This window comes from Listeria immobilis (genome assembly GCF_014322765.1).
In the GTDB taxonomy this organism is placed as follows: Bacteria; Bacillota; Bacilli; order Lactobacillales; family Listeriaceae; genus Listeria; species Listeria immobilis.
On sequence record NZ_JAASTZ010000030.1, the window covers coordinates 1 to 15829 of the forward strand.

Below are 15829 nucleotides of genomic sequence, written 5' to 3' on the forward strand. Positions count from 1 at the left end.
TGCCCTGCGATTACCAGTGAGACTTTACGTCTCATTGCTTTTCGTCTTCTTCTTTGTTCAGTTTTCAAAGGTCAGTTGCTTTGTTAACGCAACTTTTAAATCTTACCATAAAGATTTATTCACGTCAACAACTAATTTTAAAAATAATTTTCGGGAAAATTATCTTGTATTAATTCAGCTTTATCATTATATAATATCTTGTTGTTAATTACAAGCATTTCATCTTATATTTTCAACTCTTCTTCTAAAGCATGTATAAAATCCTGCATAATTTCTTGTTTTTTCTTTGCTATCTTTTTTGCGGATTGGGTTTTTAAATTATCTTTAATTAGTAATAACTTATCATAAAAGTGTTGCATCGTCGTATCTTTAGGATTATTGGAGTTGGCTATTGCTCGATTGTGCGCCCCTCCATATGTAAATGTCCTAGCGATACCGATTGCTCCAATTGCATCTAGCCGATCTGCATCTTGTACAATTTTTTCTTCTATTGTTTGTGCTTGGATAGGATTATTTCCTTGTTTAAAAGATACGGACTCGATAATTCGAATAATCTGGGTAATTAAATGAGCTGGTATTTTATGTTGTTTCATCCAAATGATTAATGCTTCTTTTGCTTCAGCTTGATTGCTGGTTAGTTTGGCATCTATGTAGTCGTGGAAAAGTGCTGCTAATTCAATCGTAAATAAATCTCCTCCTTCCATTGATTGGATTTTTTTACTAAGACTATGGACTCGGCTAATGTGTGCCCAGTCATGTCCTGTTGTCTCGTTTTTAAAATGTGTTTGCATCCATTTTTCGGCGGCAATAATAATTTCATCTTTATTCATAGTTTTAGCTCCTTTTTTAATCTTCTTTCATGTACAATAGTAGAAAATGGAAATGGGGTATTCGATGTTTGTGTTTGAACATGTTTTCTTAAAGCGAGACAATAAGACTATCTTGTCGAATATTAATTGGGTGGTGAATGATAAAGAGAATTGGGCAATACTCGGCTTAAATGGTTCTGGTAAAACTACTTTACTAAAATTGTTAAATGGCTATCTTTGGCCTAGTAGCGGAAAATTACAAGTGTTAGGACATGTTTTTGGACAGACTTCTTTACCTGAATTGCGCAAATCTATTGGCTGGGTTAGTAATGCTTTAGATCATCAACTGAAAGAATATGACCTTAGTGAGAAAATTGTTCTAAGTGGCAAATTTGCAAGTATTGGTATATATGTAGCGGTTACTGAGAAAGAAATTGCGGATGCCAAACAACACCTTACTGATTGCGGGGGTGCAGCACTGATTGGAAAAACTTACAGTGTTTTATCACAAGGAGAGCGTCAAGTAGTCTTAATCGCTCGTGCCCTGATGGCTCGCCCTAAATTGCTTATTCTTGATGAACCTTGTAATGGACTTGATTTATTTGCTAAAGAACGTTTACTCGAACATATTAAAAAGATTGCTGAACATCCCGAATCGCCAACAATGCTTTTTGTGACACATCATACTGAAGAAATTTTGCCTTGCTTTGATAATATCATTTTACTACGTGATGGAGAAATAACTCATTGTGGTAAAACAGAAAAACTTTTAACAGAACCGGTTCTTCAATCATTTTATAAAAAGCCAGTTGAGCTTATTCAAATAAAAGATGGCTCCATTGCAGTTTATCCAAAGTAAATGGTATAGTGAAGTGAAGAAAAATGTTTTTATAAGGAGCGAAGTATCTTGTATGAAACAATAATTGCCAAAGCCACTTCTCATGCGTTACTTGGGATAGATAGCCATTTGGTTTATGGTTCATTTACTTATCGTATAGAAGGCGAGTCAATGGATTTAGATGGGCTTTGGATTTCAAATGAAGATGCCCTTATTTTTTACTTAGAAAACGATGATGTTTACTTAATGAAGAAAATTGCTTATGAAGATATGTATAAATTAGAACATAAAGTAAGTATTATCTCCATGACAAAAAAATTGATTTTACGATTAAAAAATAAAGAAAGTTATACGCTTCTTGTTGCACATGGGGAAGCAAAAGGATTTGCTGACTGTGTAAACAAGCGTATACAAAAAGTGAGTCTAGGATAATTCTAGGCTCACTTTCCTTTTTATGCTTTTTCTTCAAACAAACGAGCTACTTCAATTATTACTTCTGTTGCTTTTACCATGCTTTCAAGTGCAACATACTCGAATTTACCGTGGAAGTTTTCTCCCCCGCCAAAAATATTTGGTGTTGGTAGTCCTTTATAAGAAAGTTGTGCACCGTCTGTACCGCCACGGATTGGGCTTATTTTTGGTTCAATATCTAAATTTCGCATTGCCGCACTTACAATATCGACAATTTCTTTTACTGGTTCAATCTTTTCTTTCATATTGTAGTATTGATCTTTTAATGTTAGTTCGACTGTTCCTTCGCCATATTTTTCTTCTAGTTCTTTGGCGATTGTAGCAACATGCGTCTTACGTTCCACAAATTTCAGATGATCAAAATCGCGAATAATATAATAGGCTTTTGCTTCTTCCACGTCACCATTTAAAGAAATCAAGTGATAGAAACCTTCATATCCCTCTGTAAATTCAGGTGCCTCTTGACTTGGTATATGCGATTGAAACTCTATTGCCATTTTTACGGCGTTTACCATTTTATTTTTCGCAGTACCTGGATGAACACTATTTCCTTTAAAAGTGATTTTAGCACCTGCAGCATTAAAACTTTCATACTCTAGTTCGCCAAGTGGGCCACCATCCATCGTATACGCATACTTAGCACCAAATGCTTCTACATCAAAGCGTTCCGGGCCACGTCCAATTTCTTCATCTGGTGTAAATGCAACACGAATTTTACCATGCTTAATTTCTGGATGCTTGATTAAATGGTTCATTGCTACCATAATTTCTGTGATGCCAGCTTTATCATCTGCTCCTAGTAAAGTTGTACCATCTGTTGTAATAAGCGTTTGTCCTTTATAGTCAATTAGTTCAGGAAATTGTTTTGGAGAAAGCACTACATTTAAGTCTTGATTTAATACAATATTCTTACCGTCATAATTTTCGTGGACTTGTGGTTGAACATTTTTTCCAGTTAAGTCTGTTGCAGTATCTAAATGTGCTAAAAAACCGATAACCGGAACTTCTTTTGTTGTATTGGAAGGGAGTGTTGCCATAACATAGCCGAATTCGTCGACAGTTACATCTTCCATTCCGATTTCTTTCAACTCTGATACGAGGATGTTTGCTAGCTCCATTTGGCCTGGTGTTGTTGGGCAAACAGTACTATCTTCGTTTGATTGTGTATCTACTTTGACATATTTGGTGAATCGATTTAATAATTCTTCCTTCATTTTCGTCACTCCCTTAGATTCATTCTTTTTTATTATAAACTTGATTTTCCAAAAATTCTATTCCGGGCTGTCGATTGCTTGTAGAAATGTTTGTAATTTGAGCGTGGTGCGCCAGTTTCGACTAGTGGATAATGTTTTTTTATATTCCCCTAGGAAAACGGGTAACCTCAGCGTATGAATTTGATTCGAAAAAACGTGAACATATAGAACACGGCCAATTGCCACTACTTCTGCTTGGTGATTTTTTTGTTGTGGGATATGTATCTTTTCTTTGTAAAAAATGGCTATCCAGCGTTCTTCTTCGCCAATTGATTCTGGCGGAAAAGGGTTATTTTGGATGATCTCGTTGTAATTGACTTCTTCATATACAAAAATATCAATTGTTAGCTCGAATGTGTTTTGGATGATTTCGGTTAGTTTGTTAGCTACTAGCTCTTCGGTTTGTAATTTAGAGCTTAAAATGAGATTACCACTTTGGATATAGGTTTTTACATTAGCAAAGCCAGCATTTTGCACCGCAGTTTTTAGTTGATTCATATTGATTTTGTTTTTACCAGCGACATTTACTGCCCTTAACAAAGCGACATAATTTTTCACTTAGTCTCCCCCCAATCTTTTAAGTTCATTATAGCATGCAAATTACGTTATAATAAGGCTATTAGTTGAATGGAGGTTGTGATACAGATGAAATTAATTTCTTGGAATGTGAACGGACTTCGGGCGGCAGTGAAAAAAGGCTTTTTGGAGTATTTTGATAGCGTGGATGCAGATGTTTTTTGTTTGCAAGAAACGAAATTACAAGCGGGACAAATTGATTTAGACTTGCCTGCTTACAAAGATTACTGGAATTATGCGGTGAAAAAAGGTTATTCTGGAACAGCAATTTTCACAAAAAAAGAACCACTTTCGGTACAATATGGTCTTGGAATGGAAGAACATGATATGGAAGGACGGGTAATTACGCTAGAATTCGAAAAGTTTTTCATGGTGACGGTTTATACTCCTAATTCACAAGCGGAATTAAAGCGGCTTGATTATCGGATGACTTTTGAAGATGCGATTTTAGCTTATGTGAAGAAACTGGATGAAACAAAACCAGTAATACTTTGTGGTGACTTGAATGTCGCTCATAAAGAAATTGACTTGAAGAATCCGAAGACGAATCGTAAAAATGCTGGCTTTTCTGATGAGGAACGCGCGAAATTTACGGCATTTTTAGAAGCTGGATTTGTGGATAGCTTCCGTTATTTTTATCCTGATTTGGAAGATGCTTATTCTTGGTGGTCATACCGGATGAATGCTAGAGCTCGGAATACTGGCTGGCGGATTGATTATTTTGTGGTTTCAGAGCGTCTTAAAGATAATTTAGTAGATGCGAAAATCCATCCAGAAGTGCTTGGGTCGGATCATTGTCCGGTTGAGCTTGAACTTAATATATAGTAAGAAAACGTCAAGTTCTCGAGTAGTGAACTTGGCGTTTTTGTTTTAATGACTCACTAATTCTGTTATTGACGCAATTGTATCTTTAAAGTAGTTATATTCTTTTTTCTTGGTAATCGTGCCGTAGACCAGGTGAAAGTCTTTTTTTGTAGTAGGAAGTGTTACGATATTCGTCGCCTTATTATTAGCAATCGAGCGCGGCACTATTCCAATTTGATTGTCTGTTAAAATATCGGGAATCAGTAGTTGGTTGGAACAAATATAATGCGTTTTTAACTCACTCAATAAATTATCTTTTTGCAATGCTGCTATAAATCTCTGATGGCTTAAGCAAGTTTTGTCACCATAGATTAAAGGGAAATTTAAAATATCTTGCAACTCTAGTGTGTTTTTATTTAAAAGTTCATGGCTCTTTAAAGTTATAAAGACTATCTCATCTTCCGCTATTTTCTTAAATTCTAATTCTGATGATAGGTTAGTATTTTCACCAACAAATGCAACATCTAATTCATTTTGTTGGACCAACTCAGAAAGTCTTTGTGTATTCCCCATTTCGAAAAATGCATTCATTTTCGGTCGGTGCGTTTTTAACCAGCTGATTATTTGAGGTAAAACTTGTTTGGCTAGCGATTCAATTATTCCAATTCGAATCTCCCCTATTTGCTCGGACGCGATTTCTTCTGATATTGCACAGATGCTTTTCCAGTGGTCAATCAAATTATCTATCTCTTTATAAAATAATTCCCCTTCTTTTGTTAAAGTGGACTTCCAACCTCTATCAAACAAAGGAAATCCGACTGTTTCTTCTATTTTTTTAATATGCTTAGTAACATTTGATTGAGAGTAACCTAAGAATTCTGCGGCTGTCGAAAAACCCTTTTTCTCAACGACTGCTTTGAATGTCATTAGTTCATTTATATTCACTATTAGCACCTTCATTACTTTTTAGAATAATTATACACCAAATTACGAATTATCGTTATCAGGAGTTTCGTTGTACAATAAAACTATTAAGCGAGGAGGAATTTTTATGCCATTAGTCAAGATTTTTCATGGGAGTTATTTTACGGAGGAAACAGTGGAAAAGGTAAACCAAACTATTCATGATGCCCTTATAGAATGCTTTCAAATACCGGAAAATGATACCTTTCAACTTTGGATTTCAACAGATGCTACAGCTAATTTTGTTGATGCGCATTATTTATTACCTAATGGAAAAAGAGATAGTGAATTTCTTTATCTCGAAATTTTTTGTGGACCCGGTCGTACAGTAGAACAAAAGCGCTCGTTATATCAAACTATCGTAGCGGGGATGGAACAAGCAACTTCATTGTCCAAGCAAAATATGTTTATATTACTAAATGAAGTGTCTCTTGAAAATTGGTCTTTTGGAGACGGTAAGGCGCAAATGATTGCATTTTAAAGAAAGAAGGTATGGAAAAATGACAAATAACCCGATTGTTGAGAATTTGAGCCCAGCATTTCAAAATTTCGCACCAGACTTAGCAAGCTATACAAACGATATCTTGTTTCAAAAAGTTTGGTTGGATGAACAACTTGATTCTAAGACGAGAAGCATTGTAACATTGACTCTTTTAGCCACACTTGGTAATACGGAACAAATGCCTTTTCATTTGGAAACAGCTGCTAAAAATGGGGTATCGCAAAAAGAACTATCTGCGCTCTGTACCCATTTAGCATTTTATATTGGTTGGCCACAAGCGATGTTATTATTAAACCAAATTATCAAATAGGATTGATTCGATAAAAAAATCCCCACTCAAAAGAGTGAGGATTTTTAAAATTATTTAGCTAATGCTTTTTTTGCTGAGTCAGCTAGTGTGTTAAATGATGCGATATCATTTACTGCTAAGTCTGCTAGCATTTTACGGTTAATGTCAATTCCAGCTAATTTTAAGCCGTGCATTAATTTGCTGTATGAAAGATCTTGCATACGAGCAGCCGCGTTGATACGTGCAATCCATAATCTACGGAAATCACGTTTCTTTTGACGACGATCTCTGTAAGCATATTGATAAGATTTCATTACTGCTTGGTTAGCTACTTTGAATAATAAATGTTTAGAGCCGTAATACCCTTTGGCTAATTTAACTATCTTTTTACGACGTTTGCGTGTTACTGTTCCGCCTTTTACGCGTGGCATATTTGTCTACCTCCTAGAATTTACAAAAATAGTGTTGCTTTTACTTCATTTTAGCGACCATTTGACGAATACGTTTGAAATCGCCAGCTGATACCATTGCTGATTTACGCAATTTACGTTTTTGTTTTTGGGATTTGTTAGCGAACATATGGCTAGTGAAGCCGTGTCTGCGTTTTAATTTTCCAGATCCTGTTCTCTTGAAACGTTTAGCGGAACCGCGGTGGGTTTTCATTTTTGGCATGAATATTTCCTCCTCAAAACTTTACTTTTCATGAAGTGGTGCTAGGACTAGGAACATCGAACGTCCGTCCATTTTTGGTCTTTGCTCAATTGTACAAAGGTCTTCGCACGCTTTCGCAAAACGGTCAAGCACCTTCTGACCGATTTCTTTATGTGTAATTGCACGGCCTTTAAAACGGATAGAGCATTTTACTTTATCGCCTTTTTCTAGGAATTTACGTGCATTACGTAGCTTCGTATCAAAATCGTGTTCGTCAATCGTTGGACTTAAACGAACTTCCTTCATTACGATGACTTTTTGGTTCTTACGGGCTTCTTTATCTTTCTTCTGTTGTTCAAAACGGAATTTACCGTAGTCCATGATACGAGCTACTGGCGGTTTCGCTGTTGGAGCAACAAGCACTAGATCAAGATTAGCCTTTTCAGCAATTTGAAGCGCATCGATTTTACTCTTCACGCCTAATTGTTCACCGTCTTGGTCGATCAATCTTACTTCACGTGCACGAATCCCATCGTTTACCAACATGTCTTTGCTAATGGTGAGCCACCTCCACTTAATTTTGTTACAACAAGATAGAAAATAGCTATTCCAATCTGCGGCCTGCTAACTCGTTCGTTCAGAGGCCATAAAAAAACGGGCTGCTTTTCAGCAATCCCGCACATTCAAAGTCGCGCAAGTAACGCAACGAAAGTTTGAATTTTTTGCCTGAAAACGTCCATGTTAACGAGGCGAGAAGCGGGTTGCTTCTTCTTTCTTGTTTGATAACCTTAATTACTATATCATATCGGGGAATTGGTGTCAACCTGGTATCTTTTAAATTACTATTCTTTTATGTTATTTAGCAGCAATAGTTTTAAATATAAATTCTTAAGTGCAATTAATGAGAACTTGAGGAAAATGATGCATTTCTATGTTACTGTATAAAACAGTTATTTTCTAAAAAGTTTTCTGATTAGACATACTGAATGCTAAATTCTTTTATTGCTAGAAAAATATTGTTTCCCGGTTTTTTGCACTATCCCCACGCATCTAGTGAGAAGTTTTGTTTAGTAAAATAATTTCGAGCAAAACAAAAACCCTTGATTTCTCAAGGGTTTCAGCCGTTAAATGATTAACGAATTTCTTTAATACGAGCCGCTTTACCACGTAGGTTACGTAGGTAGTAAAGTTTCGCACGACGTACTTTACCACGACGGATTACTTCTAATTTTGCGATACGTGGAGTATGTACTGGGAAAGTACGTTCCACACCAACACTGTTAGAAATTTTACGAACAGTGAAAGTTTCGCTGATTCCAGCTCCGCGACGTTTGATTACTACGCCTTCGAATAATTGGATACGTTCGCGAGTACCTTCGACTACTTTCGCATGTACACGTACAGTATCACCCGGACGGAAACTTGGAACATCTGGGTTTAGTTGACTTTTTGTGATTTCATCAATCAATTTGTTCATGTTTTTCTCTCCTTCCAACAAACATTCATTCATATATTAATGAAGCGGAATATCGTTATCAGACTGGTCTCTCCAGTCACCTTATTTAGGTTACCATAAACTAGATTCACTGTAAAGTTTTTTTCTTACATTTTTACTTTCTTTGCGATTTTATTTTAATAATAGATTACATTTTCATAAAAATTTGATTTTTCTAGCTACTTCGCTAAAAAACGGGTATCGTATATAAATACTATCGCTTAGTAAATAAGGAATTAGAAAGAAGGGCTTTTAATGAAAGTTACTGCAAAGCACCAATATTGGCAAGTTACGACCTTTCCCGTCCTATTTCCAGTCAATTGTTATTTAGTTTTAGAAAAGGATAGTTTAACACTCATTGACACTGGGGTTTTAGCTCATGCAAAAGGAATTATTGCGCTAATAGAAACATTACATTTGCCATTGACACGAATTCTCTTAACTCATGCACACGGGGACCATATTGGTGGTTTACTCGCTTTAAAAAATGCTTTTCCCGATGCACTTGTGATGTTAGGAAATAGAGAAAATTTACTTGTTGAAAAAAAGAAGTTTATGCTTTTGAGGCTCAAAGTCCACTCAAAGGTAGCTATCCTGATGAACTTCCTGTGAAAACCAAACAGACATTAAAAACTGGAGATATGGTCGGTTCGCTCTTGGTTATTGATACACCAGGACATACGCCGGGCTCTATATCATTTTTTGACGAACGTAATGGTCATTTGTTTGCAGGAGATTTATTTCAGACACGTGGTGGTGCAGCTATTTGTGGGGATACTCGATTATTTTTTCCTTTTCCTGCAATGGCAACGTGGGATTTGGCTACAAGTATTGCTTCTGCAAAAGAAATCCAATCAATGGAAGTGACAGAGATTGCTTGTGGTCATGGGGTGATTAAATCAATAAGTGATTTCGACTTACCAGCAGTTATTGCGAGAGCTCAAAAAAAATCAAAAAGAGTAGAAAACCGATAAAATGGTTTTCTACTCTTTTTTTAGAATCGAGTAATTTTAATGTTGACAGCTGTTCCGTAGGCTAATTGATAAACAAGATCATCTACAAAATGTTCCGTGAAAGAGCAATGAATCAGGCCGTTTCCTCCTGCATCTAAGGCTTTCTTTTGTAACTCTTGTAGTAAGTTTTCAAAGCCAACTGTCTCTAAGTATGCTTCAGGATCACTTTTGATTCTTGGACGGACGCTTTTGGCAAAAACAACCGTTAAAATATCGTGATTAACATTTATTGGTCCTGTTGAAACTTGTACGTCTTGCCATTTTTGACCGATTCGTTTTTGATCATTTTCTTCTTGCACATAGGCTTCTCGTTCTTTTTGACGTTCGGATTTTCTGCTTTCTTTTTCATCTGGAGTTCCAAAGATTGCCATTTTACAACACGTCCTTTTTATTTACTTTTTGACCATTCTTTTAGCCAAGACTTTTGCTTGTCTGTTAAGGGGTAATTTTTAAGTAAATCTGGGCGGCGTTCGTAAGTTCTTTTAAGTGATTCTTTGTCGCGCCATTCTTCTATCCATGCATGATTTCCGCTTAGTAAAATATCTGGTACTTTCATTCCTCTGAAATCAGCTGGTCTTGTGTAATGCGGGTGTTCGAGTAATCCTGTCGAGAAAGAATCTGTTACAGCAGAATCTTTATTGCCAAGCACACCTGGAAGTAGTCTAATAACACTGTCCATCACAATCATTGCACCGATTTCGCCGCCAGTTAGGATATAATCTCCAATCGAAACTTCATCCGTTACAAGATGTTCACGAATTCGCTCATCGTATCCTTCATAGTGCCCACAAATAAAAATAAGGTGGTCTTCCTCCGCAAATTCTTCGGCCATCTTTTGATCAAAACGTTTGCCAGCTGGATCTAATAAAATGACTCTTGGTTTGGTTTCTGGTTGGTTTTCTTTCACTGCAGCTACGGCATCAAATATTGGCTGTGCTTTAAGTAGCATCCCCGCACCGCCACCATAAGGATAATCATCTACAATATGATGCTTTCCTTCTGCATATTCCCGAAAATCAGTGACTTCAACCGCTACATGCTCATTTTCAATTGCTTTTTTGATAATCGAATTACCTGTTACACCGGAAAACATAGCTGGAAAAATAGATAAAATATCGATTTTCATTAATCTAGCAGCCCTTCCATTACTTCAATCGTAATTTTTTTGTCTGAAATATTGATTTCTTTTACTACATCTGCAATGTAAGGAATTAGTTTTTCTTTTTTATCGCTGCCTTTAACGACCCAGACATCATTTGCCCCTGGTGTTAAAATCTCGGTAATTTCACCAAGTTCTTCCCCATCTGTTGTTACGACTGAGCAACCGATAATTTCGTGAAAATAAAATTCATTCTCTTCTAGGTCGGTTAGTTGTTTTTCGCTAATTTTAAGTGTACCTTCTTTCATTCGCTCCACTTGATGAATTCCTGTAAAGCCTTCGAACATAAGTAAATCAAAGTTCTTATGTTTACGGTGCGAACGAATGATTAATTTTTCAGGTTTTTTGCTATTTTTTTCGAATAAGTAAACAGCATTTCCTACTTGGAAACGTTCGTCAGCAAAATCAGTTGTTGCGATAACGCGAATTTCACCGATTAAGCCATGGGTATTCACAATCTTTCCTACATTGTACATTTTCTCCATAAGTCACCTCTAGCGTATTTCTACTATGATTCCGTTCTTTACGACAATCGTTTTTTCAAAAATAGAGCTGTCCCACATGTCTCCAACTTGAACGTCAATGATGGTTTCTAACTCTCGTTCGCGAATCTCACTGCCAAGTTCAAGAATTTCTAATTGTTCCATTTGAAACTGGATAAGCTTTTTCTTTTCCCGACGAACCTCTAATTCATGGGTAAAATAATCAGCGACACGTTCTGGTTGAAATTTGCTTTTTCGTTCCATTTTCTTTTGTTCGAAATGGAGCTGATCGCATTCTTGTTCGATTTGTTGTTTTTGTTCTTGATAATATTCGATTAATTCTTGTTTACTTGCTTCCGTTAATACTTGCTTGACAACAACTTTTTGGATGATTTCCACAGGACACCTCCACTAGCAATTATTGTCCTTATTTTACCATAGTTTTTTTGGATTCATCTACTAAAGCTTGAAATAAGCGTTCACTTTCTGGATCGGTTTGATACATTAATTCTGGGTGCCACTGTACGCCTAAATACCAGCTTGCTAAATTATCCCCTTCTACTGCTTCAATCATGCCGTCCATTGTCCGTGCTGTTACTTTAAAATTAGGCGCTGTTTTTTTTATAAATTGATGGTGTAGTGAATTAACTAGTTTTTTATTAGGATGATATTTCGCGAGTTCGCTCGTTGGTTCAATGTCAATTGTATGTGAACCTAATTGCTCATCTACTTGTTGTAAATGTTGCAAAGCTTTTGTTTCCACCTGGCTGATATCTTGAATAAGCGTACCACCAAGTGCAACATTCACTAATTGCATTCCACGACAAATAGCAAAAATAGGTTTTTTTGCCGCTAATGCAGCATGTACTAATGCTATTTCATAACTATCCCGAGGCGGAAAATAAGCGCCGATTTCTTGCGAGGGTTCTTCTAAGTAAAGTTGTGGTGTAATGTCTTGTCCACCTGTAAGCAGTAAGCCATCCACTAGAGAAATTGCTTGTTCGGCAGCTGAGGGATTATCTATTGGCAATGCTACTGGAAACCCACCAACTTTTTGGATGGCATCTACATAGCGTTGTTGTGTATAGGTTACACGGTGGCCGTAAAACACGTCCACTCCTTTTACTAATCTATTTCCGGTAATTCCAATAACTGGCTTCATTACAATTCCTCCATTTCTATTCTATTTTACAACATTTTGTGAGGTAATTGCTGCTCTTAGGATTATGAAAAATGGCGATAAAAAAACCCGCCAATATGACGAGTTTTTGTTATTCGATAATTTCAAGACGAATCTTCTTATCGTTTTTGGAGCCAACTGCATAGACAAGAGTACGAATCGCTTTTGCAATACGACCTTGTTTACCAATCACGCGTCCCATGTCTTCTTTACTGACAGACAATTTGTAGGTTAACGATGTATCCGTCTCTTCTGGCGTGATAACAACGTCTTCCGGGTGGTCAACAAGGGGTTTCACGATTGAGAGAATAAGTTCTTCCATTCGCGCCAAGACCTCCTTATTTACCTAATTTTTGGTTATGGAATTTTTCCATGATACCTTCGCGGCTAAGAAGATTGCGAACTGTATCAGATGGTTTCGCACCATTATGCATCCATTTCAAAGTTGCTTCTTCGTCGATTTTCACTTCAACCGGATCAAGTAATGGATTATAAGTACCAATAGTTTCGATTGAACGGCCGTCACGTGGGAAACGAGAATCAGCTACTACAATACGGTAGAAAGGTTTCTTTTTAGAACCAATACGTTTTAAACGAATTTTAACTGCCATAGTTTAATTACACCTCCATAAAGTCTTACACAAGTATATATATTACCAGTAAAGGATTTGTTTGTAAAGTGTTTTTTCTTTACAGAGGATATTTTTTTCTTTTTAGCTGATGGTTTCCGCATTAGCACTGATTTTCCCTTGATTAAGTAACCCATAGAAACGCACATAACCAGAAATATTATGTTCGACATCATCAATTCGAACACGGAAAGATTGATGACGAATAAAGAAACTTCCCTCGATTCTTGCTGGATTTTTATAGTACATTGCCAGTTCTGGATAAAAATAACCGTTTAATTGATAAAGGGCACGCTTCATAATCGTTTTTTCAAGTTCCACTATTGGATAGTCAGCTAATAATTTATATTCACCTGTTTGCTCCATTCGAAGCGACATTTCTTTCGTCGCGATCGTGAGTTCTAAAAATGTCGGAAAAGTAGTTTCGCGTTCGTAAATAAAGGTTAAATTATCAAAAGCATTTTTTAGTCCAAATTCATAATATGCATAGTCTGGAATATATTTAGTAATTTCATTTGCACAATAGCTAAGCCAGTGGTCATGATTTTGCCAGTAATCCTCACTGATAAAATGGTCAAACGATCTAGCTGCTGCTTCTAGCCATTTTGTCTCTTGGTCAATTTCATATAAGCGAAGTAAACCAAATACTGCTTCCCCATCGTAATAAATAATTCGGAAAACATCTTTTATTTCTAAAGTTGGATACTCTAAAACATGCGTGAATTTCCCCGTTTCACCTTGTAATGAAAGGATTCCATTAGCAATTTTTCGGCAAAGTGGTAGATAGGTTTTGCTTCCAGTAATATGCATATATTTAGTGAATGCTAGTAACATCGCTGCTGAACCGCCTAATTTAATTTCACGCAGTTCTGGTTCGATAAGATAAGCAACGTCTCCTTTTTCATAAATAAAGTTTTTTTCTAAATAACTGAGTGCATTCGTTGCTGCTTCTAAAATAGCTTGATTACTTGTTAATTCATAGGCTTCAAGCATCGCGTAAGTTGTACTTGCATGTCGCAAACTATTATAATGTTTAATTTTCTTATCAAAACAAGCAAACCAACCATAGTTAAATTCGCCAGAGCTATTTACTTGATGGGCAAGGTAGCTTCCGGCATTTTCTACAAGTTCTGAAACAGTTTCTTGCGTAAGCTCCTTTGTGTTACGACGTCCATGGTCTAATGAGTTTGTCTCCAATTCATAAATTTCTTTTCCATCAAAAAACCAACCTACTGTTTCAAAGGTAACTATATTCGAATCAATCGTTAAATTCAACTTTGCTTGATTTTTACCTGTTTGAACGAGGTATCTATTCATATTTTCAACGTTGATAGCTAGACCTTCGTCAGCTGGAAGAAGGATAGCATTCGCATTAATTTCTTGTTCAATTAAAGCCATTTTAAAATTTTCATTTAAAGCAATTCCACGTCTATAGTAGTTTTTCTTAGTTTTTAAAGCCTTTTTATTCCATTCAGCTAAATTTTCTAATTGATAATTAACAGCAATATCCATTTTAAAGGATATCGCATCTTCTGTTTCGTTTGTTAAAGCGATTTTCTTCATTTCATTTATTAAATTTGCTAGACAAAGATAGCTAAAGTTAATTACTTTAGCACGTTTTTTCTTATATCCGATTGTTAAAAAGCCATGCCATTTCCCGTTGTAAGTAGCATGTTCTTCTGCTTCTGTCATTTGACCGATAATTTTATTTTCTAATTCATCTAATACACCTCTCCAAGGCATATGTACCACTCCTTTTATAATTTCCCTGCTGCAATCACACACAGCAGGGAATCGATGTTTTGTGGCTCTATTTACGGAAAAGACGTAATAAAAACGCTCCAGCTACCCCGAAGAGACCTAGCCCAACCCATGGAAGACTACTATTCGCATCTCCTGTGGAAGGAAGATCACTGGTAGAAAGACTTGACATTCCATCCGAGCTATATCCAGACGAAAGCATTGCTCCTGATCCGTCATAACTCATACTAGCTGTTGGCGACCCGGTTCCCCCAGTTCCACTACTAATTTCTCCAGCTGTTCCACCATTACCAGTTGAACCAGTAGAAATTGTTCCCCCGTTAGAATCGGAATCTGAGTCAGCATCGGCATCCGCATCAGCGTCGGCGTCGGCATCTGCATCCGCATCCGCATCAGCGTCGGCATCGGCGTCAGAATCTGCTAGAGGTAGCACTGTTACAGAAACTTTATCACTAGATTTTACTTCGTCACCGTATTTGGCGGTTACTTGAAGATCAATTACCTCTCCAGCTTTCAAATTATAATTAGGAATATTTATTGTGTAAGTTCCGTCCGCATGAATTAATACATTTCCAATGACTGTTCCATCTGGAAGGGTCAAATTAATATAGAATACAGTTCCAGCCGGAGCATCTGATTGCAAGGATTTCAAAAGAGCATTCATATTTTGATTTTTATAAATGGATGTCCCAGAAATTGTTTTAGTTCCTTCGTAAATTGGGTTGACAGTTGGTTTGTCAACAAGGAAATCTCTCCAGTCAATGTCCACGTCTGCATCAGCGTCTGCATCGGCGTCGGCATCAGCATCGGCATCAGCATCAGCATCGGCGTCTGCATCAGCATCAGCATCGGCATCAGCATCAGCGTCAGCATCAGCGTCGGCGTCGGCATCAGCGTCCGCATCCGCATCAGCATCAGCGTCAGCATCAGCGTCTGCATCAGCATCAGCATCAG

General features: G+C 36.8%; 22 protein-coding genes, 1 pseudogene and 1 other annotated feature. Of the genes and pseudogenes, 6 read left to right on the forward strand and 17 right to left on the reverse strand.

Annotated features, from left to right (window positions below; all coding sequences use genetic code 11):
* Positions 1-224: 224 nt before the first annotated feature.
* Positions 225-830: an HD domain-containing protein gene (locus HCJ50_RS15315; RefSeq protein ID WP_185345026.1), complete on the reverse strand. Its 606-nt coding sequence runs from the start codon at positions 828-830 to the stop codon at positions 225-227.
* A gap of 64 nt (positions 831-894) precedes the next feature.
* Here HCJ50_RS15315 and HCJ50_RS15320 point away from each other — a divergent pair, with 64 nt between their 5' ends.
* Together HCJ50_RS15320 and HCJ50_RS15325 are read left to right on the forward strand one after the other, a co-directional pair.
* Positions 895-1668, forward strand: coding sequence for an ABC transporter ATP-binding protein (locus HCJ50_RS15320; RefSeq protein WP_185345028.1), 774 nt, complete (start codon positions 895-897; stop codon positions 1666-1668).
* A gap of 48 nt (positions 1669-1716) precedes the next feature.
* Positions 1717-2079 carry a hypothetical protein gene (locus HCJ50_RS15325; RefSeq protein ID WP_185345029.1) on the forward strand — a complete coding sequence of 121 codons (363 nt, stop codon included), beginning with the start codon at positions 1717-1719 and terminating at the stop codon, positions 2077-2079.
* Positions 2080-2099: 20 nt separating this feature from the next.
* On the opposite strand, the gene pepT is transcribed toward HCJ50_RS15325, so the two are convergent.
* Complete coding sequence (pepT, locus tag HCJ50_RS15330) at positions 2100-3332, reverse strand: peptidase T (RefSeq protein WP_185345031.1); 1233 nt, start codon at positions 3330-3332, stop codon at positions 2100-2102.
* Between the two features lie 57 nt (positions 3333-3389).
* A complete protein-coding gene (locus HCJ50_RS15335) occupies positions 3390-3929 on the reverse strand; it encodes a DUF1697 domain-containing protein (RefSeq protein WP_185345033.1) in 540 nt (179 codons plus the stop codon).
* 87 nt (positions 3930-4016) lie between these two features.
* On the opposite strand from HCJ50_RS15335, the gene HCJ50_RS15340 reads away from it, so the two are divergent.
* The gene (locus HCJ50_RS15340; RefSeq protein WP_185345035.1) at positions 4017-4772 is read left to right on the forward strand and encodes an exodeoxyribonuclease III; all 756 of its coding nucleotides are present in this window, start codon (positions 4017-4019) and stop codon (positions 4770-4772) included.
* 45 nt (positions 4773-4817) lie between these two features.
* Here HCJ50_RS15340 and HCJ50_RS15345 read toward each other — a convergent pair whose 3' ends face one another.
* Positions 4818-5696, reverse strand: coding sequence for a LysR family transcriptional regulator (locus tag HCJ50_RS15345; RefSeq protein WP_185395772.1), 879 nt, complete (start codon positions 5694-5696; stop codon positions 4818-4820).
* Positions 5697-5802: 106 nt separating this feature from the next.
* Here HCJ50_RS15345 and HCJ50_RS15350 point away from each other — a divergent pair, with 106 nt between their 5' ends.
* Positions 5803-6195, forward strand: coding sequence for a tautomerase family protein (locus HCJ50_RS15350; RefSeq protein ID WP_185345039.1), 393 nt, complete (start codon positions 5803-5805; stop codon positions 6193-6195).
* 19 nt (positions 6196-6214) lie between these two features.
* Positions 6215-6526 carry a carboxymuconolactone decarboxylase family protein gene (locus HCJ50_RS15355; RefSeq protein WP_185345041.1) on the forward strand — a complete coding sequence of 104 codons (312 nt, stop codon included), beginning with the start codon at positions 6215-6217 and terminating at the stop codon, positions 6524-6526.
* A gap of 50 nt (positions 6527-6576) precedes the next feature.
* Here HCJ50_RS15355 and rplT read toward each other — a convergent pair whose 3' ends face one another.
* The 4 genes from rplT to rplS all read right to left on the reverse strand — a co-directional run bounded on the left by rplT (position 6577) and on the right by rplS (position 8633).
* Complete coding sequence (gene rplT, locus HCJ50_RS15360; RefSeq protein WP_003720097.1) at positions 6577-6936, reverse strand: 50S ribosomal protein L20; 360 nt, start codon at positions 6934-6936, stop codon at positions 6577-6579.
* Positions 6937-6976: 40 nt separating this feature from the next.
* On the reverse strand, positions 6977-7177 hold the full coding sequence (gene rpmI / locus HCJ50_RS15365; protein WP_003720098.1) for a 50S ribosomal protein L35: 201 nt from the start codon (positions 7175-7177) through the stop codon (positions 6977-6979).
* Positions 7178-7198: 21 nt separating this feature from the next.
* The gene (gene infC / locus HCJ50_RS15370) at positions 7199-7714 is read right to left on the reverse strand and encodes a translation initiation factor IF-3 (RefSeq protein ID WP_010958948.1); all 516 of its coding nucleotides are present in this window, start codon (positions 7712-7714) and stop codon (positions 7199-7201) included.
* Between the two features lie 82 nt (positions 7715-7796).
* Positions 7797-7935, reverse strand: a sequence feature (ribosomal protein L20 leader region).
* A gap of 353 nt (positions 7936-8288) precedes the next feature.
* Complete coding sequence (gene rplS / locus HCJ50_RS15375) at positions 8289-8633, reverse strand: 50S ribosomal protein L19 (RefSeq protein ID WP_014093140.1); 345 nt, start codon at positions 8631-8633, stop codon at positions 8289-8291.
* A 273-nt stretch (positions 8634-8906) separates the two neighbouring features.
* Between rplS and HCJ50_RS15380 the strand changes: the two are divergent.
* Positions 8907-9625, forward strand: a pseudogene (locus tag HCJ50_RS15380) (MBL fold metallo-hydrolase).
* Between the two features lie 20 nt (positions 9626-9645).
* Here the strand turns inward: HCJ50_RS15380 and HCJ50_RS15385 are convergent.
* The 9 genes from HCJ50_RS15385 to HCJ50_RS15425 form a co-directional block, all read right to left on the reverse strand.
* On the reverse strand, positions 9646-10035 hold the full coding sequence (locus tag HCJ50_RS15385; RefSeq protein WP_003720105.1) for a hypothetical protein: 390 nt from the start codon (positions 10033-10035) through the stop codon (positions 9646-9648).
* Between the two features lie 17 nt (positions 10036-10052).
* On the reverse strand, positions 10053-10790 hold the full coding sequence (gene trmD, locus HCJ50_RS15390; RefSeq protein ID WP_185345045.1) for a tRNA (guanosine(37)-N1)-methyltransferase TrmD: 738 nt from the start codon (positions 10788-10790) through the stop codon (positions 10053-10055).
* Positions 10790-11308, reverse strand: a complete 519-nt coding sequence (rimM, locus tag HCJ50_RS15395) for a ribosome maturation factor RimM (protein ID WP_185345047.1) — start codon at positions 11306-11308, stop codon at positions 10790-10792. The genes trmD and rimM overlap by 1 nt, the downstream gene beginning before the upstream one ends.
* 9 nt (positions 11309-11317) lie before the next feature.
* Positions 11318-11704 (reverse strand): YlqD family protein, encoded by a 387-nt coding sequence (locus HCJ50_RS15400; RefSeq protein ID WP_185345049.1) that lies wholly within the window; start codon positions 11702-11704, stop codon positions 11318-11320.
* Positions 11705-11732: 28 nt separating this feature from the next.
* Positions 11733-12467 (reverse strand): gamma-glutamyl-gamma-aminobutyrate hydrolase family protein, encoded by a 735-nt coding sequence (locus HCJ50_RS15405; protein WP_185345051.1) that lies wholly within the window; start codon positions 12465-12467, stop codon positions 11733-11735.
* 109 nt (positions 12468-12576) lie between these two features.
* Positions 12577-12807: a KH domain-containing protein gene (locus HCJ50_RS15410; RefSeq protein ID WP_003728421.1), complete on the reverse strand. Its 231-nt coding sequence runs from the start codon at positions 12805-12807 to the stop codon at positions 12577-12579.
* A 16-nt stretch (positions 12808-12823) separates the two neighbouring features.
* Positions 12824-13096 carry a 30S ribosomal protein S16 gene (gene rpsP, locus HCJ50_RS15415; RefSeq protein WP_003720111.1) on the reverse strand — a complete coding sequence of 91 codons (273 nt, stop codon included), beginning with the start codon at positions 13094-13096 and terminating at the stop codon, positions 12824-12826.
* Between the two features lie 102 nt (positions 13097-13198).
* Positions 13199-14857: a glycoside hydrolase family protein gene (locus HCJ50_RS15420; protein ID WP_185345053.1), complete on the reverse strand. Its 1659-nt coding sequence runs from the start codon at positions 14855-14857 to the stop codon at positions 13199-13201.
* A 67-nt stretch (positions 14858-14924) separates the two neighbouring features.
* Positions 14925-15829: LPXTG cell wall anchor domain-containing protein (locus HCJ50_RS15425; protein ID WP_187127562.1), on the reverse strand; the 905-nt coding region annotated here is incomplete at its 5' end.

Excerpts from the sequence above, each read along its gene's own strand:
- rimM (WP_185345047.1), bottom strand. The coding sequence starts at position 11,308 with ATGGAGAAAATGTACAATGTAGGAAAGATTGTGAATACCCATGGCTTA.
- HCJ50_RS15385 (WP_003720105.1), bottom strand. The coding sequence starts at position 10,035 with ATGGCAATCTTTGGAACTCCAGATGAAAAAGAAAGCAGAAAATCCGAA.
- pepT (WP_185345031.1), bottom strand. The coding sequence starts at position 3,332 with ATGAAGGAAGAATTATTAAATCGATTCACCAAATATGTCAAAGTAGAT.
- HCJ50_RS15350 (WP_185345039.1), top strand. The coding sequence starts at position 5,803 with ATGCCATTAGTCAAGATTTTTCATGGGAGTTATTTTACGGAGGAAACA.
- rpmI (WP_003720098.1), bottom strand. The coding sequence starts at position 7,177 with ATGCCAAAAATGAAAACCCACCGCGGTTCCGCTAAACGTTTCAAGAGA.
- HCJ50_RS15355 (WP_185345041.1), top strand. The coding sequence starts at position 6,215 with ATGACAAATAACCCGATTGTTGAGAATTTGAGCCCAGCATTTCAAAAT.
- HCJ50_RS15420 (WP_185345053.1), bottom strand. The coding sequence starts at position 14,857 with ATGCCTTGGAGAGGTGTATTAGATGAATTAGAAAATAAAATTATCGGT.
- rplS (WP_014093140.1), bottom strand. The coding sequence starts at position 8,633 with ATGAACAAATTGATTGATGAAATCACAAAAAGTCAACTAAACCCAGAT.
- rplT (WP_003720097.1), bottom strand. The coding sequence starts at position 6,936 with ATGCCACGCGTAAAAGGCGGAACAGTAACACGCAAACGTCGTAAAAAG.
- rpsP (WP_003720111.1), bottom strand. The coding sequence starts at position 13,096 with ATGGCAGTTAAAATTCGTTTAAAACGTATTGGTTCTAAAAAGAAACCT.
- HCJ50_RS15315 (WP_185345026.1), bottom strand. The coding sequence starts at position 830 with ATGAATAAAGATGAAATTATTATTGCCGCCGAAAAATGGATGCAAACA.
- HCJ50_RS15410 (WP_003728421.1), bottom strand. The coding sequence starts at position 12,807 with ATGGAAGAACTTATTCTCTCAATCGTGAAACCCCTTGTTGACCACCCG.
- HCJ50_RS15405 (WP_185345051.1), bottom strand. The coding sequence starts at position 12,467 with ATGAAGCCAGTTATTGGAATTACCGGAAATAGATTAGTAAAAGGAGTG.
- HCJ50_RS15320 (WP_185345028.1), top strand. The coding sequence starts at position 895 with ATGTTTGTGTTTGAACATGTTTTCTTAAAGCGAGACAATAAGACTATC.
- HCJ50_RS15340 (WP_185345035.1), top strand. The coding sequence starts at position 4,017 with ATGAAATTAATTTCTTGGAATGTGAACGGACTTCGGGCGGCAGTGAAA.
- trmD (WP_185345045.1), bottom strand. The coding sequence starts at position 10,790 with ATGAAAATCGATATTTTATCTATTTTTCCAGCTATGTTTTCCGGTGTA.